The sequence below is a fragment of the Staphylococcus sp. 510 genome (assembly GCF_057219715.1).
Map to the genome: position 1 here is coordinate 77264 of NZ_JBXVVK010000010.1, position 25623 is coordinate 102886.

Genomic DNA, 25623 nt, shown 5'->3' on the forward strand with positions numbered 1-25623 from the left:
TTCTCCTTCCAGTTATTACTGAATAAGTACTTTAGATATGGCGATGCCCTAAGCATGAGCCATTATTGGTAAACCAATGATACGGAACACGCTCAGGGTAAAAGCTTTAATCTTACCAACGGTAGTGAGCAAATGCTTTGTTAGCTTCAGCCATTTTGTGAGTGTCCTCACGTTTCTTAACTGCACCACCTGTATTATTTGCTGCATCTAAGATTTCGTTAGCTAAACGTTCTTCCATAGTTTTTTCACCACGAAGACGCGCATAGTTAACTAACCAACGTAATCCTAAAGTAGAACGACGTTCTGGGCGTACCTCAACAGGTACTTGGTAGTTTGAACCACCCACACGACGAGCTTTAACTTCTAATACTGGCATAATGTTTTCAATTGCTTCTTCGAATACTTCAATAGCTTGACGACCACTACGTTCTTCAACTAGGTCGAATGCTGAATAAAGAATTCTTTGAGCTGTTCCGCGTTTACCATCTAACATAATTTTGTTAATTAATTTTGTAACTAATTTTGAGTTATGAATTGGATCTGGTAATACGTCTCTTTTAGGTACTGATCCTTTACGAGGCATAATGTAAATCCTCCCTTCCTATTATAGTATATTGTGATTAATTATTTTTAAAATTTACGTAATCTTAAAAATTAATTTTTAGGTTTTTTAGTTCCGTATAATGAACGACCTTGTCTACGTCCGTCTACACCTGAAGTATCAAGTGCACCACGTACAATATGGTAACGCACACCAGGTAAGTCTTTTACACGTCCACCACGTACAAGTACAACACTGTGTTCTTGTAAGTTATGGCCGATACCAGGAATGTATGCGTTGATTTCAATATTGTTTGATAAACGCACACGTGCATATTTACGTAACGCTGAGTTAGGTTTTTTAGGTGTCATAGTACCCACACGAGTACATACGCCACGTTTTTGTGGAGAATTCAATTCAGTGAATTGTTTCTTCTTACTGTTAAAACCTCTGTTTAAAGCTGGTGAATCAGATTTTTTTGATTTGCTTTGTCTTGGTTTACGTACTAATTGGTTAATAGTTGGCATTGAATATGTCCTCCTCTCTTCATTTTTTAATCCCACACATCCAGGTGGTTCATTTTAAGGTTAAATAAAATTTAGTAAGCAGACACTTACTAATTCTCATTCAATATAGCAACGATTGTTGCATTTACATTGATACCTACATATTCTCCTAATTCTTTCTTAGATGAGAAAAGTGTATATGGTATATTTTTTTGATTGATTTGGCTTAACACGCGAGTCATTAGATGAACTTCTACGTCTCGAGCAATAATCAATGATGTAACTTGATCTTTATTCAACGCTTTGAGCGTTTCCTTCAGACCAACTACATATTGTTGTTTGTTAAAGCGTGCAACTTTTTCATTAGACATGTTCAATATCCTCCAAAGTTCTGCTTGCATCAACCTATAATATATTAACATTGTTACAGTACAATAGTCAATAATTATTCGTGTTTTTATGAAATAAATAAGAATCAAGAGGCTAGAATTAAGTCTAACCTCTTGATCATTATATCAATTATTCAGTAACTTCTACTTCTTCTTCAGAACTAGCAACTGGCGCTACATTTTTATCGTATTGAACGTCACTATAACGTCTCATACCTGTACCAGCTGGAATAAGTTTACCAATAATAACATTTTCTTTAAGACCAAGTAAGTCATCGCGTTTACCTTTAATTGCTGCATCAGTAAGAACACGAGTTGTTTCTTGGAATGAAGCTGCAGATAAGAAGCTTTCTGTTTCAAGAGAAGCTTTTGTAATACCAAGCAATACTGGTTTAGCAGTTGCAGGGCGTTTACGTTCTTTAAATGCATCTCTGTTAGCATCAGTAAAGTTGTGAATATCAACTAATGAACCAGGTAATAACTTAGTATCTCCTGCTTCGATGATACGTACTTTACGTAACATTTGTCTAACCATAACCTCAACGTGTTTATCATCAATTTCAACACCTTGCATACGGTAAACTTTTTGTACTTCTTTTAATAAGTAGCTTTCTGTAGCATTTAAACCAGCAACGGATAAGTAGTTTTTCGGCTCGATTGAACCTTCTGTTAATACTTCACCACGTTCAACTGATTGTCCTACTTCAACTTTAAGTCTAGAAGTACCTGAAGCTAGATAAGATCTAGTTTCATTTTCGCCTTTAACAACAATTTCTTGTTGACGGTCTTTCGCTAATTTAATATCTTCTACTACACCTTCGATTTCAGTGATTACCGCTTGACCTTTAGGGTTACGGGCTTCAAAGATCTCTTGGATACGTGGAAGACCTTGAGTGATATCGCTTCCGGCTACCCCACCTGTATGGAAGGTACGCATTGTAAGCTGTGTACCTGGTTCACCGATTGATTGGGCAGCGATTGTACCAACTGCTTCACCAACTTCAACTTTTTCACCTGTTGCAAGGTTTTTACCATAACATTTTTCACATACACCATGACGTGTATTACAAGTGAATGCTGAACGGATATACATTTGTTCGATACCAGCATCAGTAATTTTCTTAGCGATTTCCGCAGTGATTAATTCGTCTGGACGAATAATAACTTCATCTGTCTCAGGATGACGAATTGTTTCTTTTGAATAACGTCCTTCAATACGTTCAATGAATGGTTCAATCATTTCTGTACCTTCTTTGATGTCAGAAACAAGTAAGCCACGGTCAGTACCACAATCTTCTTCACGCACAATAACATCTTGCGCAACGTCAACAAGACGACGAGTAAGGTAACCTGAGTCAGCTGTTTTAAGTGCTGTATCGGCAAGACCTTTACGCGCACCGTGAGTAGAGATGAAGTACTCTAATACTGTTAAACCTTCACGGAATGATGAAGTGATTGGTAATTCAATGATTTTTCCTGATGGAGCAGCCATTAATCCACGCATACCAGCTAACTGAGTAAAGTTAGATGCGTTACCACGGGCACCAGAGTCACTCATCATGAAGATTGGGTTTGTTTTTTCAAGTGATTGCATTAATTCACCTTGAATTTGATCTTTAGCATCTGTCCAAATTTCAACGACAGCGTTGTATCTTTCTTCTTCAGTGATTAAACCACGATTGAATTGTTTAGTCACGCGTTCAACTAATTTTTCATGTTCATCTAGAATATCTTTTTTATCTGGTAATACCACGATATCAGATACACCAACAGTTATACCTGCTTTAGATGAGAATTTGAATCCTAAGTCTTTCATACGGTCAAGCATCATAGATGTATCAGTAATACTGAATCTATTAAATACTTCAGCAATGATATTACCTAAGAATTTTTTATTGAATGGTTCAATTAATTCTTTAGTTTCAAAGAATTCTTTTAATCCGCCTTCACCTAATTCTGTTGGGTCAACAAAGTATTTATCTGGTGTTGTACCCTCTAGGTTAGTTTGAGTTGGCTCATTAATATAAGCAAATGAATCAGGAATGATTTCATTAAAGATAATCTTACCTACTGAAGTAGCTAAGATTTTCTTATTTTGTTCCTCAGTGAATGTTGGATTATTGAATGAACTTGCATGAACACCAATTCTAGTGTGTAAGTGAACATATCCATTTGCATAAGCTTTTAATACTTCGTTTGTATCATTATAGATAGTACCAGTATTAACTGCGTCTGTACGTTCAAGTGTTAAGTAGTAGTTACCTAATACCATATCCTGAGATGGTGTAACTACTGGTTTACCATCTTTAGGGTTTAAGATATTTTGAGCAGCTAACATTAACATACGTGCTTCGGCTTGAGCTTCTTTAGATAATGGAACGTGAACCGCCATTTGGTCACCATCAAAGTCAGCATTATATGCTGTAGTAACAAGTGGATGTAAACGGATGGCACGACCTTCTACTAAAGTTGGTTCAAATGCTTGGATACCTAGTCTATGAAGCGTAGGCGCACGGTTAAGTAGTACTGGGTGTTCTACGATAACTTCTTCTAAAACATCCCACACTTCGTCATCCATACGTTCAATTTTACTTTTAGCATTTTTGATATTTGTTGCAATTTCACGTTGAACTAATTCTTTCATAACGAAAGGTTTAAATAGTTCAAGCGCCATTTCTTTCGGTAATCCACATTGGTACATTTTCAGACTTGGTCCTACTGCGATAACGGAACGACCTGAATAGTCAACACGTTTACCAAGTAAGTTTTGACGGAAACGACCTTGTTTACCTTTTAACATATGTGACAATGATTTTAATGGACGGTTACCTGGTCCAGTTACAGGACGGCCACGACGACCATTATCGATTAAAGCATCAACAGCTTCTTGTAACATACGTTTTTCGTTTTGAACAATGATTCCAGGTGCACCAAGATCTAATAAACGTTTCAAACGGTTATTACGGTTAATAACACGTCTATATAAATCGTTTAAGTCACTTGTAGCAAAACGTCCACCGTCTAATTGAACCATTGGACGGATTTCAGGTGGAATGATAGGAAGTACATCTAAAATCATCCATGCTGGATCATTACCAGAGTTACGGAATGATTCAACAACTTCTAAACGTTTAATAGCACGAGTAAGTCTTTGTCCTGTTGCAGATTCTAATTCATCGCGTAAGATTTTTAGTTCTTCATCTAAGTCAATTTCAGATAATAAGTCTCTGATACCTTCAGCACCCATTTTAGCTACAAATTGACCTGGATATTTATCATAATAATCTCTGAATTCTGCTTCTGATAATAAAGTTTTCTTTTCTAAACCTGTTGGACCTGGATCAACAACAACATAAGAAGCAAAGTAAATAACTTCTTCCAATGCTCTTGGAGACATATCTAATAAAAGTCCCATACGGCTTGGAATACCTTTGAAATACCAAATGTGTGATACTGGTGCTGCTAATTCGATGTGTCCCATTCTTTCACGACGTACTTTAGACTTCGTTACTTCAACACCACATCTATCACAAACCATGCCTTTATAGCGTACACGTTTGTATTTACCGCAACTACATTCCCAGTCTTTAGTTGGTCCAAATATTCTTTCACAGAAAAGACCATCTTTTTCAGGTTTTAACGTACGATAGTTAATTGTTTCAGGCTTCTTAACTTCACCATAAGACCATGAACGAATCTTTTCAGGTGAAGCTAATCCTATTTTCATATAATGGAATTTATTTACATCAATCAAGGAGCCTACCTCCTTCAATTTAGATTAGCTGTGCTATTTGATTGATTTACATTTATAGTATATAGAATTTGAGAAAGGTATGAGCGACATTTAAAATCGCTCTACCTCTATCATTCTAATTATCTTAAGTGCATATTAATCAGTAATTTCTTTTTGTGATTCTGGCGCATCTTTTTGTTGTAAATCTACTTTGCGTTCTGTTACATCTTCATCTTCAATGTCTGCCATTTCGATTTCGTTATCTTGCTCATCCATCACTTTAACGTCTAACCCTAAACTTTGTAATTCTTTCATCAATACTCGGAATGATTCAGGAACACTTGGTCTAGAGATATTTTCGCCTTTAACAATAGATTCGTATGTTTTAACACGACCTACTGTATCATCTGATTTATAAGTCAAGATTTCTTGTAATGTGTATGCAGCACCATATGCTTCAAGTGCCCATACCTCCATCTCACCGAAACGTTGACCACCAAATTGAGCTTTACCACCTAGTGGTTGTTGCGTTACTAATGAGTATGGACCAGTTGAACGCGCATGTAATTTATCGTCAACCATGTGTGCAAGTTTAAGCATGTACATAACACCAACTGAAATACGGTTGTCGAATGGTTCACCAGTACGACCATCGTATAATACAGTTTTACCGTCACGTGCCATACCAGCTTCTTCGATAGTTGACCATACGTCATCATCATTAGCACCATCGAATACTGGAGATGCAACATGGATACCTAAGTTTTTAGCAGCCATACCTAAATGTAATTCAAGAACTTGTCCGATGTTCATACGTGATGGTACACCTAGTGGGTTTAACATGATGTCAATTGGACGTCCATCTGGTAAATATGGCATATCTTCTTCTGGAACGATTTTTGAGATGACACCTTTGTTACCATGACGACCACACATTTTATCTCCGACGTGAATTTTACGTTTTTGAACGATATAAACACGTACTAATTGGTTAACACCTGGTGATAATGTGTCGTCTCCTTCTTCACGATTGAAGACTTTAACATCTAGAACAATACCGCCAGCACCATGTGGTACGCGTAATGATGTATCACGTACTTCACGTGCTTTTTCACCAAAGATGGCATGTAATAATCTTTCTTCGGCTGTAAGCTCTGTAACACCTTTAGGCGTTACTTTACCTACTAAGATGTCTCCATCTTTAACTTCAGCACCGACATACACAATACCACGTTCGTCTAGGTTTTTAAGTGCACTTTCGGAAACGTTAGGAATGTCACGAGTGATTTCTTCAGGTCCTAGTTTAGTATCACGTGCTTCTGATTCATATTCTTCAATATGGATAGAAGTGTATACGTCATCTTTAACTAGACGTTCACTCATGATTACAGCATCCTCGTAGTTATAACCATCCCATGTCATGAATCCTACAACTACGTTACGGCCTAATGCCATTTCACCTAATTCCATTGAAGGACCGTCGGCTAAAATTTCGTTGTATTCAACAATGTCACCTGTAGCAACAATTGGGCGTTGGTTGTAACAAGTACCTGAGTTTGAACGTTTGAATTTCGCTAATGGATAGCGATCTAATTCACCTTCATACTCTTGACCATCTTGTTCTACTAAACGACGTACTAAGATTTCATTAGATTCAACATGCTCTACACGACCTCTGTGGTTAGCTGTAATAGCTGCACCTGAGTCACGCGCAGCAACATGCTCCATACCTGTACCAACGAATGGCGCTTCAGGGTTCATCAATGGTACTGCTTGACGTTGCATGTTCGCACCCATCAATGCACGGTTAGAGTCATCGTTTTCTAAGAATGGAATACAAGCTGTAGCGGCTGAAACAACCTGTTTAGGTGAAACGTCCATGTAATCCATTTTTTCTTTAGCCATCACTGTGTTATTACCACGGAAACGACAAACTACTTCATCGTCTAAGAAACGTCCATTTTCATCTAAACGTGAGTTCGCTTGGGCAACAACATAACTATCTTCTTCGTCAGCAGTTAAATAATCGATTTGGTCTGTTATCGCATTAGTGTCTAAATCCACTTTACGGTATGGTGTTTCAATGAAACCAAATTCGTTTACACGTGCATAACTAGACAATGAGTTGATTAATCCAATATTTGGACCCTCTGGTGTTTCAATCGGACACATACGACCATAGTGTGAATAGTGTACGTCACGCACTTCCATTTGAGCACGTTCACGTGTTAAACCACCAGGTCCTAAAGCAGATAGACGACGTTTATGTGTCAACTCTGCTAATGGGTTAGCTTGGTCCATGAATTGTGATAATTGAGAACTACCAAAGAATTCTTTAATTGATGCAATAACGGGACGGATATTGATTAATTGTTGTGGTGTGATTGAGTCAGTGTCTTGAATAGACATTCTTTCACGTACCACACGTTCCATTCTTGATAAACCAATACGGAATTGGTTTTGTAATAGTTCGCCTACTGAACGTAAACGACGATTACCTAAATGATCAATATCGTCTGTATAACCAATACCACTTAATAAGTTAAAGAAATAACTCATTGAAGCAATAATATCAGCTGGTGTAATACATTTAACTTCAGAATCTGGTAAAGCATTACCAATTACTGTAGTTGTACGACCTTCATCATCATTTGGAACATATACTTTAATTGATTGAATTTCAACTGGTTCATCAATAACTGTTCCTTCTAACTCGAACACTTCACTATTAGCATTTGCTTCTAACACATCCATGATTTCGTCTAACTTACGACGATCAAGGACTGTTCCTTCTTCAACAACTATTTCACCTGTTTCACTATTAACAATTGGTTCTGCTAATTTTTGATTGAATAAACGGTGTTTTAAGTGAAGTTTTTTATTTGCTTTATAACGACCAACGCTTGCTAAGTCATAACGTTTTGGATCGAAGAAACGTGAATATAATAAACTTTTAGCATTTTCAACTGTTGGTGGTTCGCCAGGGCGTAAACGCTCATAAATTTCTAATAATGCTTGTTCAGTATTTTCAGTACCATCTTTTTCAAGTGTATTGCGTAGGTATTCACTGTCGCCAAGTAAATCAACGATTTCTTGGTCACTAGAAAAACCTAATGCTCTTAATAATACAGTTAATGGTAATTTACGAGTTCTATCAATACGTACATAAACTACATCTTTAGCATCAGTTTCATATTCTAACCATGCACCACGGTTAGGAATAATAGTTGCATCGTAGTTCTCACGTCCGTTTTTATCAATTTTTTCATTGAAATATACGGATGGTGAACGTACTAATTGTGATACGATAACACGTTCTGCACCATTAATAACAAAGGTACCTGTATCAGTCATTAATGGGAAATCACCCATAAATACTTCTTGCTCTTTCACTTCGCCAGTTTCTTTAATAATAAGACGTACTTTTACACGAAGAGGTGCAGCATAAGTAGCGTCACGGTTTTTTGATTCTTCTAAGTCGTATTTTGGTTCACCTAATCTATAATCAACAAATTCTAAAGATAGGTTTCCTGTGAAATCTTCAATCGGAGAAATGTCTCTAAACATTTCTAATAAACCTTCTTTAAGGAACCAATCGTAAGATTTTGTTTGAATTTCTATTAAGTTCGGTAATTCTAATACTTCTGAAATTCTCGCGTAGTTTCTACGTTTACGATGTCTTCCATATTGGACAACTTGACCTGCCAAACAGATTCACCCCTCAAAAATTGTGTGGGTTGCTTTTACTAATAAAACAAAGAGTATCACAAGATTTAAAGACAAAAAGAAAACGGCAACACTTCAGATGACACCATTTTCTATTCTATATTTATCTTGATTTACTTATTTGTTTTTGCGTAAAAGTACACACTTATTGAACATAAATTTTTACATTTTATAACTATATCAGAATAATACTTTTAAATCAAGCCTTTACGCTTTTCAATATATAGTATCCTTTACTTTTATTCACAACTTCCACATTGTTAAATAATTCATCCATTTTCTTTTTAGCCGAAGGCATACCTTGCTTTTTTTGAATAACAACATATAATTCGCCATTGCTTTTCAGTTTTTGATACGCTTCTTCAAAAATACGATGAACAACAGCTTTACCCGCTCTGATTGGCGGATTTGTTAATACAAAATCAAATTGGTTATCATCAACCTGAGTCATACCATCACTTTCAAAAATATCCGCATTTTCAATATGATTTTTCTTTTTATTCTTTTTAGCTAATTCTAATGCTCTACGATTGACGTCTAACATTGTAATCTGGTGGTGCGGTGATACTTTGGCGATCATCAACCCAATCGGCCCATATCCACAACCTACATCTGCAATCGTTTTACTTGGTCCAGGAGGATTTGCCTTCAAGAATGATTGGATTAGTAAATCTGATCCAAAATCTACTTTATCTCTAGAAAATACACCCTTATCTGTTATTAAATTAATAGAATGTTGATAACATTCATAAGTAATATGCTTTTCATCACTTTTTACATCCGGATTTTCGTCGTAGTAATGACTCATGTTTTCACCTCTATTAGTCTTTTGCATTCCTATCATTATAAATTTAGCTATAAATGAATTAAAAACCCCGTTATCGCGATAACGGGGTTTTTAACTTCTCAAAGAATGTGGCTACGATTCAAAATCAATAACCATATTATTTAGTTAGGAAACTAGAACTATTTTAATTCTACAGTAGCTCCAACTTCTTCTAATTGTTCTTTAAGTTTTTCAGCGTCTTCTTTAGGCATAGCTTCTTTGATTACTTTAGGAGCTCCGTCTACTAATTCTTTAGCATCTTTTAATCCTAAGCCAGTTGCTTCTTTAACAGCTTTAACAACTTTGATTTTTGAAGATCCAGCTGAAGTTAATTCAACATCAAATTCAGTTTTTTCAGCTGCTGCTTCTCCGCCGCCAGCTGCACCTGCTGCTGCTACTGGAGCTGCTGCAGTTACACCAAATTCTTCTTCAATTGCTTTTACTAAATCGTTTAATTCTAAAACTGACATTTCTTTAATTGCTTCAATGATTTGTTCTTGATTAGCCATTTTATAATTCCTCCGTTATTTTTAATTTTTTATGCGCAATTATTCAGCGCTTTCTTCTTTTTGTTCTCCAACAGCTTTAACCGCATAAGCGAAGTTGCGTACTGGAGCTTGTAATACAGATAAAAGCATAGATACAAGACCGTCGTGTGAAGGTAATGAACCAACAGTTTTAACTTCTTCTGCTGAAATAACATTTCCTTCCATAACGCCTGATTTAACTTCTAAAGCTTCATGTTCTTTAGCAAATCCTGCAATAACTTTTGCTGGAGCTACAACATCTTCAGTTGAAGTTGCAATAGCAGTTGGACCTGTTAAGAATTCATCTAAGCCTTCGATTCCAGCTTTTTCAGCTGCGCGACGTACCATTGTGTTTTTGTATACTTTATACTCAACACCAGCTTCACGTAATTGTTTACGTAATTCAGTAACTTCAGCTACTGTTAATCCACGGTAGTCAACGATCACTGTTGAAACTGAGTTTTTAAGTTGATCAGCAATAGTATCAACTAATTGTTTTTTAGCTTCAATGATAGCAGACATTCAGACACCTCCATTTAGTATTTTTCGGTGCTTTTTTTAAGATTAATAAAAAAAGCACTTTCTACCCACGGCAAAAAGTGCTTGAAAGTTTAATAGTCACGTTCAAGTCAATTTTAGCCTCGGCAGGATCGGTTTTTAAGTTATCAAATAACTCCTGCTGTCTTAGGTAAAATAATCACAATAATTAATATAACCGTTTAATTGTAATATGTCAATATATTTTTAGAAACTCTTTGCATTTTAATGCTTAGAGTTTCTTATGCATGAGCTTTGCTCAGGCGTTCCTATTCCTATGCATTTTAATGCTTAAAGTTTATCTGAGTAATTCTGATATTTTTGATCCCTTAGTATAGTCAAACCAAAATGATCAGGATCCAATTACATTTTGAAATCGAATAACTCAGATGCTGACTACATATTGTTTACTTAAATACAATTAAAATACAACGTTTATAAAAATCGTCAATTTTCTCTTTCAAAAATCAAGCCTAGAACATTCATTGTCCTAGGCTTGATGTAATTTAAATATATTTAAATTATAGTTTGAATGAAGCAGTATCAACTTTAACTCCAGGACCCATTGTTGTTGTAACAGCAACAGATTTGAAGTAAGTACCTTTAGATGAAGATGGTTTAGCTTTTGCTAATACATCTTGTAAGGCTTTGAAGTTTTCAACTAATTTTTCATCGCTAAATGAAACTTTACCGATAGAAGCATGTACGATACCAGCTTTTTCAGCACGGTATTCAACTTTACCAGCTTTGATTTCTTCAACAGCTTTTTTAACATCCATAGTTACAGTACCAGTTTTAGGGTTTGGCATTAAACCTTTAGGTCCTAATACACGACCAAGTTTACCAACTTCGCCCATCATGTCTGGAGTAGCAACTACTACGTCAAAGTCGAACCAACCTTGTTGGATTTTTTGTACGTAATCAGATTCACCTACGTAATCTGCACCTGCTTCTTCAGCTTCAGTGATTTTGTCACCTTTTGCGAATACTAATACACGTTGTGATTTACCAGTTCCGTTTGGTAGTACAACTGCACCACGGATTTGTTGGTCATTTTTACGTGTATCAATTCCTAAACGGAATGCAACTTCAACTGATGCGTCAAAGTTAGCAATGCTTGTTTCTTTAGCTAATTTGATTGCTTCTTCAACACTATAGTATTGAGTACGGTCAACTTTATTAGCTGCTTCTTGATACTTTTTACCTTTTTTAGCCATTTATTGTTCCTCCTTTAGTGGTTTTAGCGGAATTTCCTCCCACATTTACTTGTGTTAGCCACAAGTTAAGAGCAGATAACAGATAGTGTCTTAATCAAATTAGCCATAGAGACCAAAGTGTAATAAGATGTCATAGACAATATGGATTGTTTACCTATTCTGTTACCTGCTTTTATCGTCTAAATCAGTTCATTTCAAATTAAATTTGATTACTTATTATTCTACAGTGATTCCCATACTACGAGCAGTACCTTCGATAATACGCATAGCTGCTTCTTCGTCAGCAGCATTTAAGTCTTGCATTTTGCTGTTAGCAATTTCACGTACTTGATCTTTAGTTACTGAAGCAACTTTGTTTTTGTTAGGTTCGCCTGAACCTTTTTCAACGCCAGCTGCTTTTTTAAGTAGTACTGGAGCCGGTGGAGTTTTTGTAATGAATGTAAATGAACGGTCTTCATATACACTAATTTCTACCGGAATGATTAAACCTGCTTGTTCTTGAGTACGTGCATTGAACTCTTTACAGAATCCCATAATATTCACACCTGCTTGACCTAATGCTGGACCAACTGGCGGTGCTGGGTTTGCTTTACCTGCAGGAATTTGTAATTTAACTACTTTTTCTACTTTTTTAGCCACGATGTGCACCTCCTTGATATCGTGATGTGGTCACAGGGCTCAGTTTTGCCCTCCCACTCTTAACATTTCGTGACGAAATGAACGCTCTAAAAGCGCGACCACATTATTTTAACACTTTTTTATTTCAAAAAGCAATAGTAAAATTTCAACTTTTACATTTAAAAACGTTAAAGCATCTCACTATAATTTTTCGATTTGATCAAATTCTACTTCTACTGGTGTTTCACGTCCAAACATGTCAACTAAAACAGTTAATTTGAATTTTTCCGCTTCAATCTCTTGAACTTCTCCAACTTGGTTTGCGAATGGTCCAGATTTAATGCGTACTTGTTCTCCAACATCTAACTCGACATCGATTGTTTTTTCTTTTAATCCCATTTGTTTAAGAATAAAGCGAACTTCTTCTGGTAGTAATGGGTTAGGTTTTGAACCAGCTCCAGCTGAACCGACAAATCCAGTCACACCTGGTGTATTTCTTACTACGTACCATGACTCATCTGTCATTACAAGTTCAACTAGCACATAACCAGGGAATGTTTTCTTCACAAGTTTTTTTGCTTTACCATCTTTAACTTGTGTTTCTTCTTCTTCAGGTATGACAACTCTAAAGATTTGTTCTGTCATATTCATTGATTCTACTCTTTTTTCAAGATTCTTTTTAACTTTATTTTCATATCCTGAGTATGTATGCACTGCATACCAACGCTTTGCGCCTACTTCTTCAGACATGTCGCCACTCCTAACCTATTAATAAATTTTTCAATGCTGTAATTCCTAAATCTAAGGCATAGAAAAAGACTAAGAAGAATATTACTGTTGATACTACTATAACAGTATATTTAAACAATTCTTCTTTAGTTGGCCAACTTGTCTTTTCCATTTCTGATTTTACAAATTGAAAAAAGCTTTCTTTTTTAGCCACTAATAAAACCTCCAAATCTTTAACAATAGCCATTAAACATTTGATTATTGTTTATTTTGATTCTTTATGTACTGTATGAGCATTGCATCTTGAACAGTATTTCTTAAGGGTCAATCGTTCTGCTGAACCTTCTTTTTTGGGTACATGATAATTTCTATTGCCACACTCTTCACAATTCAAGGGTACTTTTTTCACTTTCATTCACCTTTACTCATTAATATACCAGTCTACTATACATAAATCTAAATACGAATGTCAAACTGATATATGACTATCACAGTAAGTATTAGTGGGAACAGATTGTCGTCACACTACACTATTATTTTAATCTATATTCTAAATGATGTCTTATTTTCATTTTACAACGTTGTATCGCATTGTAAACTACTTTGTCTTTTATATTTAGTAAACGTGCAATTTCTTTTGGTTTATAACCTTTACTATATAACTCAAATACTTCTCGTTCTTGTTTAGTTAATTTCTCACACGCATCATTTAATAGTTTGATTGCTTCACATGTTAAGATTTCTTTTTCAACTCGATCATGGTCAAGCAAATTCGTTTGATATTCAACCACAGCATCATTCACTACATTCGTAAACCGCTTTTGTTGAGTATAATACCGTCGATAGTAATCACATTTCACTGATTTGATGAGGCGCGATATATATTTTATAAACGAATCATCATATTGAAACTGTTGGCGTTTAAGTGCTAGATATAGTTTGATGAGTACTTCTTGATAGAGGTCGTCTTTTTCAAAATCATTTTGAGAAATGTAATTAATTCTACCCACAATAAAAGAATTGAATTGTTGAAGGATAGCTTTTAATTCTAAATCTATTTTTTGTGACTTTGATAATAATACTGATTGCTGTTTTATGTTGTTATTCTTTTGTGTCATACCATAGTTGCCTTTCAAAATTTTAAGGCTATTTTATATGAAACACTTTCTAAATAACAATGTTGCAAAATCAGTCTTTTTTGTGGTTTCCTCTTCGTATTTTTTCAAATTCTGCAAGTATGTCTTCTGATAGCGGAATTCGAGTTCTTGGCTTTGTTTCTGTAATATCTTCGAGGGATTTACTCACCGTTATTTGATTTTCTCTCAAATCTCTCCACATTTCTCTTGAAGATACGCGATAAGCGCCTGAACCAAAAATAGCATGTTGTTCGCTCATATCACTCGTCACAACTGTAATATGCGTTGTATGTTTATCGTATAATTCATACACATATCGTTCAATAAAACTATCTGCCGTTTCCTTTTCTTTAGTAAATACTGTTTTCACGCCATGGTACATATATTCTCTTTCTAGGCCGGATTGTTCGTAAGCATCAAAGACACAAACAATTTCATCGGCAATAACAGCATTATAGTTTGCAATCGCATCAATGAGTTGTTCTCTCGCCTCTTCTAAGTTTTCCTTGGCAATTTTACTTAACGTTGGTGATTGGCCAATCATGTTATACCCATCAATTATTAAATAACGTTCTTTCATTATTTATCTCCGTTCGAGTGTCTTTTACGGAATACCTCATACATCATTAAACTAGCAGCAACAGATGCATTTAAACTATTCACATGACCGACCATAGGAATTTTAATATAAAAATCACATTTATCACTTACTAATCTACTCATACCTTGCCCTTCACTACCAATTACAATTGCTAATGACATATCAGCTTCTAAGTCTCTATAATCTGTTGCGTTATTCGCTTCTGTACCAGCGACCCAAAAACCGTTGCTTTTTAATTCATCAATGGTTTTGGCTAAGTTTGTTACTCTAATCACTGGCACATGTTGAATTGCACCTGTAGATGCTTTAGCAACCGTTTGAGTTAATGAAACAGAACGACGTTTAGGAATAATCACGCCATCAACACCTGATGCGTCAGCCGTTCTTAAGATTGATCCGAGATTATGAGGATCTTCTAATCCATCTAGTATGATAACCGTAGATAAACCATCTTTTTCTTTTTGTTGCTTTAAAAATTGATCAAAATCTGCATATTCATATGGTGCTACTAATGCTGCTACACCCTGATGAGGTGCAGTTGATAAGAAATCTAATTTGGATTTTGGTACTGTTTGTACTATTAGTTTTTGATCTTTTGCATTTTTTAAAATATCGTTAATTTGTTGTTTTTTTATACCGTCTTGAATCAAAATTTTATTTATAGAATGACCTGAAATAATGGCTTCCTTTACTGCATGTCTACCAACAATGACTATATCTTCCACGTACTCACGACCTCTCGTTAACTATTTCTATGATTTTATTTAGTAATGCTTTCAATCGTTCTTCTCTATGTTCTAGATACAAAAAGCCAATTACCGCTTCTAATGCAGAACTTTTACGATACGTTTGAACGTCTGTATTTTTAGCTTTAGTATAACTTTTGGCATTGCGCCCTCTTTTTAATATATCCATTTCTTCTTCAGTAAACCATGCCTCACCAATAAGTGTTTCAAGTGTCTGTGCTTGGCTTTTCGCTGACACATATAACTTAGACATTTGATGTAATCGATTGGGTTTACTTCGTAATTTGAGTACGATATATTCTCGAACATGTTGATCTAAAACGGCATCTCCCATATAGGCTAATGTTAACGGGTTCAGTAATTTAATATTCATATTATCCACGTTTAAATCTAACACCTTGAGGTGTATCTTCTAAAATAATATTTTGTTCTTTTAAATGATCTCTAATTTCATCAGCACGTGCGAAGTCTTTATTTTTGCGAGCTTCATTTCGCTCTTCTATCAATTTTTCAATTTCTTCGTCCAATAGATCATCTTGTTGGTTTCCTTTTAGCGGAACTCCTAAGACATCACTGAATATTTGATATACTTCTTTAAATTTAGCAATTACGTTTGTAGATGTTACGTTTTCTAAAACATATCGATTCGCTAATTTAGCCAAATCATACCATGCTGTTACTGCATTAGCAGTGTTAAAGTCGTCATCCATTACTGTTTCAAAGTTTTCTAAAATTTGATCAATTTGATTGATATATTCTTCCTGATTATCTATATCTGTCGCGATAGCTTCTCTTTCTTCGATAAGTTGGTAACTATTTCTAATACGTTCAAGCCCACTTTTAGCAGCGCTCACAAGTTCTAAATTATAGTTGATTGGGCTACGATAATGAACACTAATCATAAAGAATCTTAATACATCTGGGTCAATTTCTTTGATAATATCATGTACTAAAATAAAGTTACCTAATGACTTACTCATTTTTTCATTATCAATATTGATAAAGCCATTATGCATCCAATAGTTAGCAAATGGTGCATGGTTATGTGCTTCAGATTGTGCAATTTCATTTTCATGGTGAGGAAATTGTAAATCTGATCCACCTGCATGAATATCAATAGTTGGGCCTAGTTCATGAAATGCCATAACTGAACATTCTATATGCCAACCTGGACGACCTTCTCCAAATGGACTTTCCCAACTAATTTCACCTGGCTTAGCCTTTTTCCATAAAGTGAAATCAAGTGCATCTTCTTTCTGATCGCCAGCTTCAATACGTGCACCTACTTTTAAATTATCAATTGATTGGTGACTTAATTTACCATAGTCTTTAAATTGACGAGTTCTGAAATAGACATCGCCATTACTTTCATAAGCATATCCTTCATCCACTAATTTTTTGATGAAATCAATAATCTCATCCATATGATTCATAACTCTTGGATTTGATGTTGCTTTTTTAACATTCAGTGCACCTACGTCCTCATAAAATGCCTTAATATATTTATCTGCAATTTCAGGAACACTTTCATTTAATTCTTTTGAACGTTTGATTAATTTGTCGTCGACATCTGTAAAGTTGGATACATATACCACTTCATAACCTTTATATTCAAAATATCTACGCACAACGTCATAATTTATCGCCGGTCTAGCATTCCCAATATGAATATAGTTATACACGGTTGGACCACAAACATACATTTTAACTTTACCTGGTTCTATTGGTTCAAATGTTTCTTTTTGACGTGTTAACGTATTATATAATGTAATCATCTTGAATCTCTCCGTTTCTTGTTTTTTCAAGTTGTCTTTCTAAGTGTTTAATTTGTTCAAATAATGGATCAGGTAAATTACGATGATCGAATGTTTTACCAATACGTTTACCATCTTGTTTTACAATATGGCCAGGTATACCTACAACTGTAGAATAACTTGGTACTGATTGTAACACTACTGAATTCGCACCTATATTTACGTTAGAACTAATTTGAATATTGCCTAAAACCTTTGACCCAGCTGCGATAAGGACATTATCCCCGATATCTGGATGTCTTTTACCTTTTTCTTTACCAGTCCCACCTAAAGTTACACCTTGATATATCGTTACATTATCCCCAATCGTGCACGTTTCACCAATCACTACGCCCATACCATGGTCGATAAATAAACGTTTACCAATTTTAGCTCCAGGATGAATTTCAATACCTGTAAAAAATCTTGATATTTGTGAAATAGCTCTGGCAGCTACATAACGCTGATTATTATATAATTTATGCGCAATCAAATGACTCCATACCGCATGTAATCCTGCATATGTTGTAACAACTTCAATAGTTGAGCGTGCCGCTGGATCCTGTTCAAACACCATTTTTATATCGTCTCTCATTCTTCTTAACAAAACATTCTCCCCCTTAGCTTTACAACTAATATTAGTTCTTTAATTTGTATATTTGAATAAAATAAAAAATGCACCTCTAACTTTTGGGTTAGAGGCGCATAAGCACGGTTCCACTCTTCGTTCAGTAAATCTTTGTATATACATCAATTCAATGTATTATATCACATAAATTTACTCTCATTTAATCCATATATAATTTAACTATCAAAGGTGCATTCATTAATTTCCATGTTGTGCTCGCAGCCACCGCACACTCTCTGCATCATGTACTATTTAATTACTAATCCTTTGTTTTAATTCACTTATTACATTCAATATTATGTGTTAAATTATAATTTTTCAAGTGTGAATTTCAACTTTTTTGATTTTATCAATATGCTTAGATATATTCTTTCAAACGTGATAATACTTTATCTTTACCAAGCACTTCAATTGTATTTGGTAATTCAGGACCATGCATTTGTCCTGTAACCGCAACACGAATTGGCATAAACAATTGTTTACCTTTAATACCAGTTTCTTTTTGTACTTCTTTAATCGTTTTTTTAATTTCCGCTGCTTCGAATGGTTCAAGTGCTTCTAATTTGCCATATAAGTGTGTCATTAGTTCTGGCACTTGTTCGCCATTGATTACTTCTTTTTCCTCTTCACCAAATTCAGGCATGTCATTGAAGAACATTTCTGAAAGTGGAACGATTTCACCAGCATAACTCATTTCTTTTTGATATAAAGCAACAAGTTTACGTCCCCAATCTAAATCTTCTTCAGAAGGGTTTTCTGGGATTAAGTTAGCTTTAATTAAATGTGGTAGTGCTAATTCAAATACTGTTTCAGTATCTTTTTGTTTCATATATTGGTTATTAACCCATGCTAATTTTTGTTTATCAAAGAATGCAGGTGATTTAGATAATCGTTTTTCGTCAAAGATTTTAATGAATTCTTCTTTAGAATAAATTTCTTCTTCACCTTCAGGTGACCAACCTAATAATGTAATAAAGTTAAATAACGCTTTTGGTAAATAACCTAAATCACGATATTGCTCGATGAATTGTAAAATTTGTCCATCACGTTTACTTAGTTTCTTACGTTCTTCATTAACAATAAGTGACATATGAGCAAATCTAGGTGCTTTCCATCCAAATGCTTCATAAATCATTAATTGTTTAGGCGTATTTGAAACATGGTCATCACCACGTATAACATCACTGATTTCCATGTAATGATCATCAATGGCTACGGCAAAGTTATATGTTGGCACACCATCTTTTTTCACGATAACCCAGTCACCCATATTATTTGAATCAAATGAAATTTCACCTTTAACCATATCATTAAAAGTATATGTTTTATCTTTAGGTACACGGAATCTAATTGATGGTTGACGACCTTCCGCTTCGAATTGTTGACGTTGCTCTTCTGTTAAGTGAGCATGTTGACCACCGTATCTTGGCATTTCTCCACGTGCAATTTGCGCTTCACGTTCTGCTTCCAATTCTTCTTCAGTCATATAACATTTATAAGCTTTATCTTCATCTAATAATTGCTTAATAAGTGGGTTATAGATATCTGCACGTTCAGATTGACGATATGGTCCATAACCTTTATCTTTATCAACTGATTCGTCCCATTCTAATCCTAACCATTTTAAGTTATCGAATTGTGAAGATTCGCCATCCTCTAAATTACGTTTACTATCAGTATCTTCAATACGCACTACAAAATCGCCACCATAGTGCTTAGCAAATAAATAGTTAAATAAGGCAGTACGTGCATTACCGATATGCAAGTATCCTGTTGGACTTGGTGCGTATCTTACTCTTACGCGTTCACTCATTTTATCCACTCCTGTAGTTTTTAATTATCGATATTTATATATTGTAACAATATTCATTCAACTTTCCTTATTGAATATGTAACGAATGTTTATCTATGATTTAGTTTTTATGATAAATATAATGTCTATCTGTCAAACATGAATCATTGATAATACAAATTGTGTCAGAAACAATTGTAGCACTTCTACGCTACTTTGATAAGTTACTAGCCTTCATTTTTCGTGTATTCATACTACTAGGTTTTTAACTCGTTTCACATGAAACTGATTTTCCATATACAATAATCATTCTTCCGTTATTTCATTTAAGTTTTTAGCAAAGACAATACGTCCTGATGATGTTTGTAATAAACTAATAACTTCTAAATCAACATGTTGTCCTATCAATTTCTTAGCATTATCAACAACAACCATAGTACCATCGTCTAAATAACCAACTCCTTGACCTGGCTCTTTCCCCATCTTAGTAAGTAAGATATTTAAATGGTCTCCTTGGTGTACATTGGGTTTAATCGCTTCAGATAAATCATTAACATTTAACGCACTTATTCCATGTACGTGACAAACTTTATTAAGATTGAAATCTGTTGTAATAATATGTGCATGATACTGTTTTGCTAATTTAATCAACAAAGTATCTATATCACTATGTGATTTTGTTGGGTGTATTACACGTGTGGGATATTCTAAATCATATATTTGATTCAGTTTATCTAAACCTCTTTGTCCTTTTTCTCGTTTAACACTATCATTAGCATCAGCGATGACTTGTAGTTCATTAATCACACCTTGTGGAATAAGTACCTCTCCGTCCATAAATCCACATTTCATAATATCTATAACTCTCCCGTCAATAATGGCACTTGTGTCGATGATTTTAGGGATTGCTTTAAATGAATGTTGAGACATTGAACGTGAGATGTTTTCTGGCAAAAACATAAGCATTTCGTCTCTCTTTTTTAAGCCAAATTGAAAGCCAAAATAACATAAAATCATTGTAATAATAATTGGAATAAAATGATTTAAAACTGAATTCCCTATTAATTCTAAAATAAATGAAATCATTACAGAGATTAGTAGTCCAATAATTAAGCCAATTGTAGCAAATAATATTTCTACAGCACTACGCTTCATGATTGTATGTTCTAACTCTTTAAAAGCAAATGTAATTTGTTTGATAAAGAAACCAAAAATAATAAAAAATACAATAATCCCAATGAGTCCGTCTATATAATGATTCGTCAAAATTGGAAATTGGTTAAATCCTAAATCATTCACAACTTCTGGAATAATAATAATTCCTAAAGTCGCACCAATAATCATATAAATAGCTACAACCATTAATCTTAATGGATTCATTTTTTACCCCCTCTCTTTCAAATCATTTATGAATTAAATGCGTATTTTAATGCTTCGTGTACTGATGAAACGCCTACTACTTTAATACCTTCAGGGAAAGTCCAACCACCAATATTAGTTTGTGGAATAATAACTCTCTTAAACCCTAACTTAGCCGCTTCTTGCACACGTTGTTCTATTCTAGCAACCCGCCTTACTTCTCCTGTTAGACCTACCTCACCAATAAAGCAGTCTAAGCCGTCTACAGTTTTATCTTTAAAGCTTGAAGCTGTAGCGACGATGATACTTAAATCAACTGCAGGTTCAGTTAATTTTACGCCACCAGCAACCTTAATATAAGCATCTTGTTGTTGTAGTAGATAATTTTCTTTTTTCTCTAAAACTGCCATTAATAGGCTTAAACGATTGTGATCGATACCAGTAGCCATACGACGTGGATTATTAAATGTAGTCGGTGTTACAAGCGCCTGTACTTCAATAAGTAGTGGTCTTGTACCTTCCATAGTTGAAACAATTGTTGAACCTGGCACGTTAGTTGAACGTTCTTCTAAAAACATCTCTGAAGGGTTCAGAACACCCTTAAGACCACTCTGTTTCATTTCAAATATTCCCATCTCATTTGTCGAACCAAAACGGTTTTTAACTGCTCTTAGTATTCGATAAGCATGATGTTCATCACCTTCGAAGTACAATACAGTATCCACCATATGTTCAAGTAATCTTGGTCCAGCAATTTGACCTTCTTTTGTAACATGTCCAACAATAAATGTAGCTATATTCATTTGTTTAGCTATATTCATTAAACTTTGCGTACTTTCTCTAACTTGTGACACAGACCCTGGTGCAGAACTGATTTCTGGATGGTATATCGTTTGGATAGAGTCGACGACTAGTAAGTCCGGATTAATGTCTTTAACTGTTTGATAGATGACTTCTAAATCTGTTTCAGCTAATACTTGTAATTGACTTGAATCTTCTTCTAAACGATCTGCACGTAATTTGGTTTGGTTAATTGATTCCTCACCTGTTATATATAAAACATTTTTAGATTGTGAGAGTGAGGCACAAATTTGTAGAAGTAACGTGGATTTCCCAATTCCTGGATCTCCGCCTATTAACACTAATGATCCATTGACAATCCCTCCACCAAGTACACGGTTAAATTCTTTAGATTCTGTAAGAATACGTGGTGTTGATTCATTTTTGATACTATCTAATGTTTGTACTTTTCCTGCTGCTTCTTTAGATTTAACACCATGTTTAGGGTTGGCTGCTTTTTCTACTATTTCTTCCATCTGGTTCCATGCACCACAATTAGGACACTTTCCCATCCATTTTGGAGATTGATAGCCACATGCCATACATTCGAATATTATCTTTTTCTTGGCCAATTTCGCACCTCCATTATATTTAAGAACAAATCTATTTTAAACTGACACTTTCATAATGACAAATTAAATGTTAATGCTTTAATTAATTTTTTAAAAGTATTCATAATTCAATTCGATAAAGTCATTTTTTCGTAATAATATGTAAATTTTAATTTTTATTAATTAATGCTTTTCTACTATTATCAATAAAGACAATTATATATCACTAGCATTGATTTCTATTATGTCACAACTCAATTTAGTAATCATTGGAAATATTAGAATAATAGTGTTATCGGAATATAAATAAAGAGGTGGGAATACTTCAGTTCCCACCTCTTATAGCATAATAGAGTCTATAATTGTTTACGCTTCAGTAGAAGCCTTATCTTCTTTTCTATCTTGAATATCATATTTAAATGCTTCACCATCATGGTCCACTGTTACTTCTTTACCTTCCAATTGATTTCCATCTAAGATTAATTCACTTAGATTATCTTCAACTGTTTTTTGAATTGCACGAATCAATGGTCTTGCGCCATATTCTGGGTCATAACCTTCTTCAGCAATTTTTTCTTTGGCTTTTTCAGTAACTTTGATATTAATATTTTGTTCTGATAAACGCAATGTTAATTTATTCACCATCATAGTGACGATTTCTTTAAGTTCATCTTTAGATAATTTATGGAAGACAATAATATCATCCACACGGTTTAAGAACTCAGGACGGAAAGCATTTTTAAGCTCTTTCATCATTGTTTTACGTATAGATTCATAGTCTTGACCATCATCTGCACCACCAAAACCAGCAAAACGTTGGTCTTGTAATTCTTGTGCACCAACATTGGATGTCATAATGATAACTGTATTTCGGAAATCAACTTGACGTCCTTTAGTATCAGTTAAATGACCATCATCTAAAACTTGTAAAAGTATATTAAATACATCTGGATGTGCTTTTTCAATTTCATCAAATAGGATAACTGAATATGGTTTACGTCTTACTTTTTCAGTTAATTGACCGCCATCATCATGTCCAACATAGCCTGGAGGGGCTCCGACTAAACGACTGACAGCATGTTTTTCCATAAACTCACTCATATCAACCCTAATCATAGCATCATCTTCACCAAACATTGACTCTGCTAAAGCACGGGCTAATTCAGTTTTACCTACACCTGTAGGCCCTAAGAATATAAAGCTACCAATTGGACGTTTAGGGTCTTTCAAGCCTGCTCTTGCTCGTCTAACAGCTTTACTGATGGATGTAACGGCATCTTTTTGACCAATAACTCTATGATGTAGTGTATCTTCTAGATTTAGTAAACGGTCTGATTCTGTCTCATTAATTCTAGTTAATGGGATACCTGTCCAACCCGCAATAACTTCAGCAATATCTTCTTCTGATAATGATGTACTCACCCCATCTTGTGAGTTTTTCCATTCATTTTTAGCTTCTTCGTATTGTTTTTCTAATTTTGTTTGTTTATCTCTTAGGTTAGCTGCATTTTCAAATTCTTGTGCATGGACAGCTGCATCTTTTTCATTTTTTACTTTTTCAATTTGTTGTTCAATTTCTTTTAAATTATTAGGTGTTGTATGACTCTTCAATCTTACTTTTGAACTTGCTTCGTCAATTAGATCAATCGCTTTGTCTGGTAAGAAACGATCTGATACATAACGATGACTTAATTTAGCAGCCGCTTCTAAAGCTTCATCTGAAATATTGATACGGTGATGTGCTTCATAACGATCACGAAGTCCTTTTAAGATTGATACAGTGTCTTCAACTGTAGGCTCATCAACTTGAATAGGTTGGAAACGACGCTCTAAAGCGGTATCTTTTTCAATGTTTTTACGATATTCGTCTAACGTTGTGGCACCAATACATTGTAATTCGCCACGAGCTAATGCCGGTTTGAGGATATTTGAAGCATCTATAGCACCTTCAGCGCCACCTGCACCTACTAATGTATGCAATTCGTCAATAAATAGAATCACATTACCAGCCTGATGAATTTCTTCCATTACTTTTTTCAATCGTTCTTCAAATTCACCACGGTATTTTGTACCAGCTACAACCGTACCCATATCTAGTGACATGACACGTTTGTTTTTTAGTGTTTCGGGCACTTCATTGTTCACTATTGCTTGAGCTAATCCTTCCGCAATTGCTGTTTTACCTACACCTGGCTCACCAATTAATACAGGATTATTTTTAGTACGACGACTAAGTACTTCTATAACTCGAGTAATTTCTTTGTCTCGACCCACAACTGGATCTAATGTGCCATCTTTAGCAATAATTGTTAAATCACGTGCTAAACCATCTAATGTAGGTGTGTTATTAGATTTATTTGCTTGAGCGTTTTTATTACTCATTTCTGGACTTCCTAATGCTTTAACCACTTGTGCACGTGCCTTTGTGATATTTAAATCAAGGTTAGCAAATACACGTGCTGCTACACCTTCATTTTCACGGATTAAGCCAAGTAAAATATGTTCTGTTCCAACAAAGTTATGATGTAGCTTACGTGCTTCATCCATTGATAATTCAATCACTTTTTTAGCTCTAGGTGTATAGTGTAATGTTGCCATAGGTGCTTGACCATGACCAATTAGTTTCTCAACTTCTTCAATAACTTTATCCTCTGTAATATTAAAACTTTCTAATACTTTTGCTGCGATACCTTCAGGTTCTTTCATTAGACCTAATAAAAGATGTTCTGTTCCAATATTTGAATGGTTCAATCGAATTGCTTCTTCTTGTGCATGAGCCAATACTCTTTGTGCACGTTCAGTTAATCTACCAAATAGCATATGATTTG

23 protein-coding genes and 1 other annotated feature are annotated in these 25623 nt (G+C 34.7%); all 23 genes read right to left on the bottom strand.

From position 1 onward, the window contains the following. Positions 1-112: 112 nt before the first annotated feature. The 23 genes from rpsG to AC2D8K_RS09090 all read right to left on the bottom strand — a co-directional run bounded on the left by rpsG (position 113) and on the right by AC2D8K_RS09090 (position 25615). Positions 113-583, bottom strand: coding sequence for a 30S ribosomal protein S7 (gene rpsG, locus AC2D8K_RS08980; protein WP_002451223.1), 471 nt, complete (start codon positions 581-583; stop codon positions 113-115). 71 nt (positions 584-654) lie between these two features. After that, on the bottom strand, positions 655-1068 hold the full coding sequence (gene rpsL, locus AC2D8K_RS08985) for a 30S ribosomal protein S12 (protein WP_002451222.1): 414 nt from the start codon (positions 1066-1068) through the stop codon (positions 655-657). Between the two features lie 89 nt (positions 1069-1157). Further along, positions 1158-1418 carry a ribosomal L7Ae/L30e/S12e/Gadd45 family protein gene (locus AC2D8K_RS08990; protein ID WP_002451221.1) on the bottom strand — a complete coding sequence of 87 codons (261 nt, stop codon included), beginning with the start codon at positions 1416-1418 and terminating at the stop codon, positions 1158-1160. 148 nt (positions 1419-1566) lie between these two features. Continuing rightward, positions 1567-5190 carry a DNA-directed RNA polymerase subunit beta' gene (gene rpoC, locus AC2D8K_RS08995; RefSeq protein WP_484698523.1) on the bottom strand — a complete coding sequence of 1208 codons (3624 nt, stop codon included), beginning with the start codon at positions 5188-5190 and terminating at the stop codon, positions 1567-1569. 135 nt (positions 5191-5325) lie between these two features. Continuing rightward, a complete protein-coding gene (rpoB, locus tag AC2D8K_RS09000) occupies positions 5326-8877 on the bottom strand; it encodes a DNA-directed RNA polymerase subunit beta (protein WP_002451219.1) in 3552 nt (1183 codons plus the stop codon). Positions 8878-9094: 217 nt separating this feature from the next. Beyond that, positions 9095-9703 carry a class I SAM-dependent methyltransferase gene (locus tag AC2D8K_RS09005; RefSeq protein ID WP_484698525.1) on the bottom strand — a complete coding sequence of 203 codons (609 nt, stop codon included), beginning with the start codon at positions 9701-9703 and terminating at the stop codon, positions 9095-9097. 158 nt (positions 9704-9861) lie between these two features. Then, a complete protein-coding gene (rplL, locus tag AC2D8K_RS09010) occupies positions 9862-10230 on the bottom strand; it encodes a 50S ribosomal protein L7/L12 (protein ID WP_002451217.1) in 369 nt (122 codons plus the stop codon). Positions 10231-10269: 39 nt separating this feature from the next. Continuing rightward, complete coding sequence (gene rplJ / locus AC2D8K_RS09015; protein ID WP_002451216.1) at positions 10270-10770, bottom strand: 50S ribosomal protein L10; 501 nt, start codon at positions 10768-10770, stop codon at positions 10270-10272. Between the two features lie 39 nt (positions 10771-10809). Then, positions 10810-10955, bottom strand: a sequence feature (ribosomal protein L10 leader region). Positions 10956-11306: 351 nt separating this feature from the next. Next, positions 11307-12002, bottom strand: coding sequence for a 50S ribosomal protein L1 (gene rplA / locus AC2D8K_RS09020; protein WP_002451215.1), 696 nt, complete (start codon positions 12000-12002; stop codon positions 11307-11309). A 216-nt stretch (positions 12003-12218) separates the two neighbouring features. Next, positions 12219-12641: a 50S ribosomal protein L11 gene (rplK, locus tag AC2D8K_RS09025; RefSeq protein WP_002451214.1), complete on the bottom strand. Its 423-nt coding sequence runs from the start codon at positions 12639-12641 to the stop codon at positions 12219-12221. A 180-nt stretch (positions 12642-12821) separates the two neighbouring features. Beyond that, positions 12822-13370: a transcription termination/antitermination protein NusG gene (gene nusG, locus AC2D8K_RS09030; protein ID WP_002451213.1), complete on the bottom strand. Its 549-nt coding sequence runs from the start codon at positions 13368-13370 to the stop codon at positions 12822-12824. Between the two features lie 10 nt (positions 13371-13380). Further along, positions 13381-13563, bottom strand: coding sequence for a preprotein translocase subunit SecE (secE, locus tag AC2D8K_RS09035; RefSeq protein WP_484698538.1), 183 nt, complete (start codon positions 13561-13563; stop codon positions 13381-13383). 51 nt (positions 13564-13614) lie between these two features. After that, entirely contained in the window at positions 13615-13758 is a 144-nt protein-coding gene (gene rpmG, locus AC2D8K_RS09040; protein ID WP_002451211.1) for a 50S ribosomal protein L33, read from the bottom strand. A 124-nt stretch (positions 13759-13882) separates the two neighbouring features. Continuing rightward, positions 13883-14485 (bottom strand): sigma-70 family RNA polymerase sigma factor, encoded by a 603-nt coding sequence (locus AC2D8K_RS09045; RefSeq protein WP_241960290.1) that lies wholly within the window; start codon positions 14483-14485, stop codon positions 13883-13885. Positions 14486-14537: 52 nt separating this feature from the next. Continuing rightward, positions 14538-15065, bottom strand: coding sequence for an NYN domain-containing protein (locus AC2D8K_RS09050; RefSeq protein ID WP_207024491.1), 528 nt, complete (start codon positions 15063-15065; stop codon positions 14538-14540). Then, positions 15065-15811: a 23S rRNA (guanosine(2251)-2'-O)-methyltransferase RlmB gene (gene rlmB / locus AC2D8K_RS09055; protein WP_049423914.1), complete on the bottom strand. Its 747-nt coding sequence runs from the start codon at positions 15809-15811 to the stop codon at positions 15065-15067. Before rlmB ends, AC2D8K_RS09050 begins: the two co-directional genes overlap by 1 nt. Positions 15812-15815: 4 nt before the next feature. Next, positions 15816-16205, bottom strand: a complete 390-nt coding sequence (locus tag AC2D8K_RS09060; RefSeq protein ID WP_037552091.1) for a Mini-ribonuclease 3 — start codon at positions 16203-16205, stop codon at positions 15816-15818. 1 nt (position 16206) lies between these two features. Further along, positions 16207-17607: a cysteine--tRNA ligase gene (cysS, locus tag AC2D8K_RS09065; RefSeq protein ID WP_207024492.1), complete on the bottom strand. Its 1401-nt coding sequence runs from the start codon at positions 17605-17607 to the stop codon at positions 16207-16209. Further along, positions 17591-18220: a serine O-acetyltransferase gene (gene cysE, locus AC2D8K_RS09070; RefSeq protein WP_171970107.1), complete on the bottom strand. Its 630-nt coding sequence runs from the start codon at positions 18218-18220 to the stop codon at positions 17591-17593. The genes cysS and cysE overlap by 17 nt, the downstream gene beginning before the upstream one ends. Before the next feature lie 391 nt (positions 18221-18611). Further along, positions 18612-20066, bottom strand: a complete 1455-nt coding sequence (gene gltX, locus AC2D8K_RS09075; protein WP_484698529.1) for a glutamate--tRNA ligase — start codon at positions 20064-20066, stop codon at positions 18612-18614. Between the two features lie 285 nt (positions 20067-20351). Continuing rightward, the gene (locus AC2D8K_RS09080; RefSeq protein ID WP_002451202.1) at positions 20352-21425 is read right to left on the bottom strand and encodes a PIN/TRAM domain-containing protein; all 1074 of its coding nucleotides are present in this window, start codon (positions 21423-21425) and stop codon (positions 20352-20354) included. Positions 21426-21451: 26 nt separating this feature from the next. Next, on the bottom strand, positions 21452-22816 hold the full coding sequence (radA, locus tag AC2D8K_RS09085) for a DNA repair protein RadA (protein ID WP_484698532.1): 1365 nt from the start codon (positions 22814-22816) through the stop codon (positions 21452-21454). 345 nt (positions 22817-23161) lie between these two features. Further along, a complete protein-coding gene (locus AC2D8K_RS09090) occupies positions 23162-25615 on the bottom strand; it encodes an ATP-dependent Clp protease ATP-binding subunit (protein WP_484698534.1) in 2454 nt (817 codons plus the stop codon). Positions 25616-25623: the final 8 nt, after the last annotated feature.

Bases quoted from the DNA above. Each gene is read 5' to 3' on its own strand.
- rpsG (WP_002451223.1), bottom strand. From the start codon at position 583: ATGCCTCGTAAAGGATCAGTACCTAAAAGAGACGTATTACCAGATCCA.
- rpsL (WP_002451222.1), bottom strand. From the start codon at position 1,068: ATGCCAACTATTAACCAATTAGTACGTAAACCAAGACAAAGCAAATCA.
- AC2D8K_RS08990 (WP_002451221.1), bottom strand. From the start codon at position 1,418: ATGTCTAATGAAAAAGTTGCACGCTTTAACAAACAACAATATGTAGTT.
- AC2D8K_RS09005 (WP_484698525.1), bottom strand. From the start codon at position 9,703: ATGAGTCATTACTACGACGAAAATCCGGATGTAAAAAGTGATGAAAAG.
- rplL (WP_002451217.1), bottom strand. From the start codon at position 10,230: ATGGCTAATCAAGAACAAATCATTGAAGCAATTAAAGAAATGTCAGTT.
- rplJ (WP_002451216.1), bottom strand. From the start codon at position 10,770: ATGTCTGCTATCATTGAAGCTAAAAAACAATTAGTTGATACTATTGCT.
- rplA (WP_002451215.1), bottom strand. From the start codon at position 12,002: ATGGCTAAAAAAGGTAAAAAGTATCAAGAAGCAGCTAATAAAGTTGAC.
- nusG (WP_002451213.1), bottom strand. From the start codon at position 13,370: ATGTCTGAAGAAGTAGGCGCAAAGCGTTGGTATGCAGTGCATACATAC.
- AC2D8K_RS09050 (WP_207024491.1), bottom strand. From the start codon at position 15,065: ATGAAAGAACGTTATTTAATAATTGATGGGTATAACATGATTGGCCAA.
- AC2D8K_RS09060 (WP_037552091.1), bottom strand. From the start codon at position 16,205: ATGAATATTAAATTACTGAACCCGTTAACATTAGCCTATATGGGAGAT.
- cysS (WP_207024492.1), bottom strand. From the start codon at position 17,607: ATGATTACATTATATAATACGTTAACACGTCAAAAAGAAACATTTGAA.
- cysE (WP_171970107.1), bottom strand. From the start codon at position 18,220: ATGAGAGACGATATAAAAATGGTGTTTGAACAGGATCCAGCGGCACGC.
- gltX (WP_484698529.1), bottom strand. From the start codon at position 20,066: ATGAGTGAACGCGTAAGAGTAAGATACGCACCAAGTCCAACAGGATAC.
- AC2D8K_RS09080 (WP_002451202.1), bottom strand. From the start codon at position 21,425: ATGAATCCATTAAGATTAATGGTTGTAGCTATTTATATGATTATTGGT.
- AC2D8K_RS09090 (WP_484698534.1), bottom strand. From the start codon at position 25,615: ATGCTATTTGGTAGATTAACTGAACGTGCACAAAGAGTATTGGCTCAT.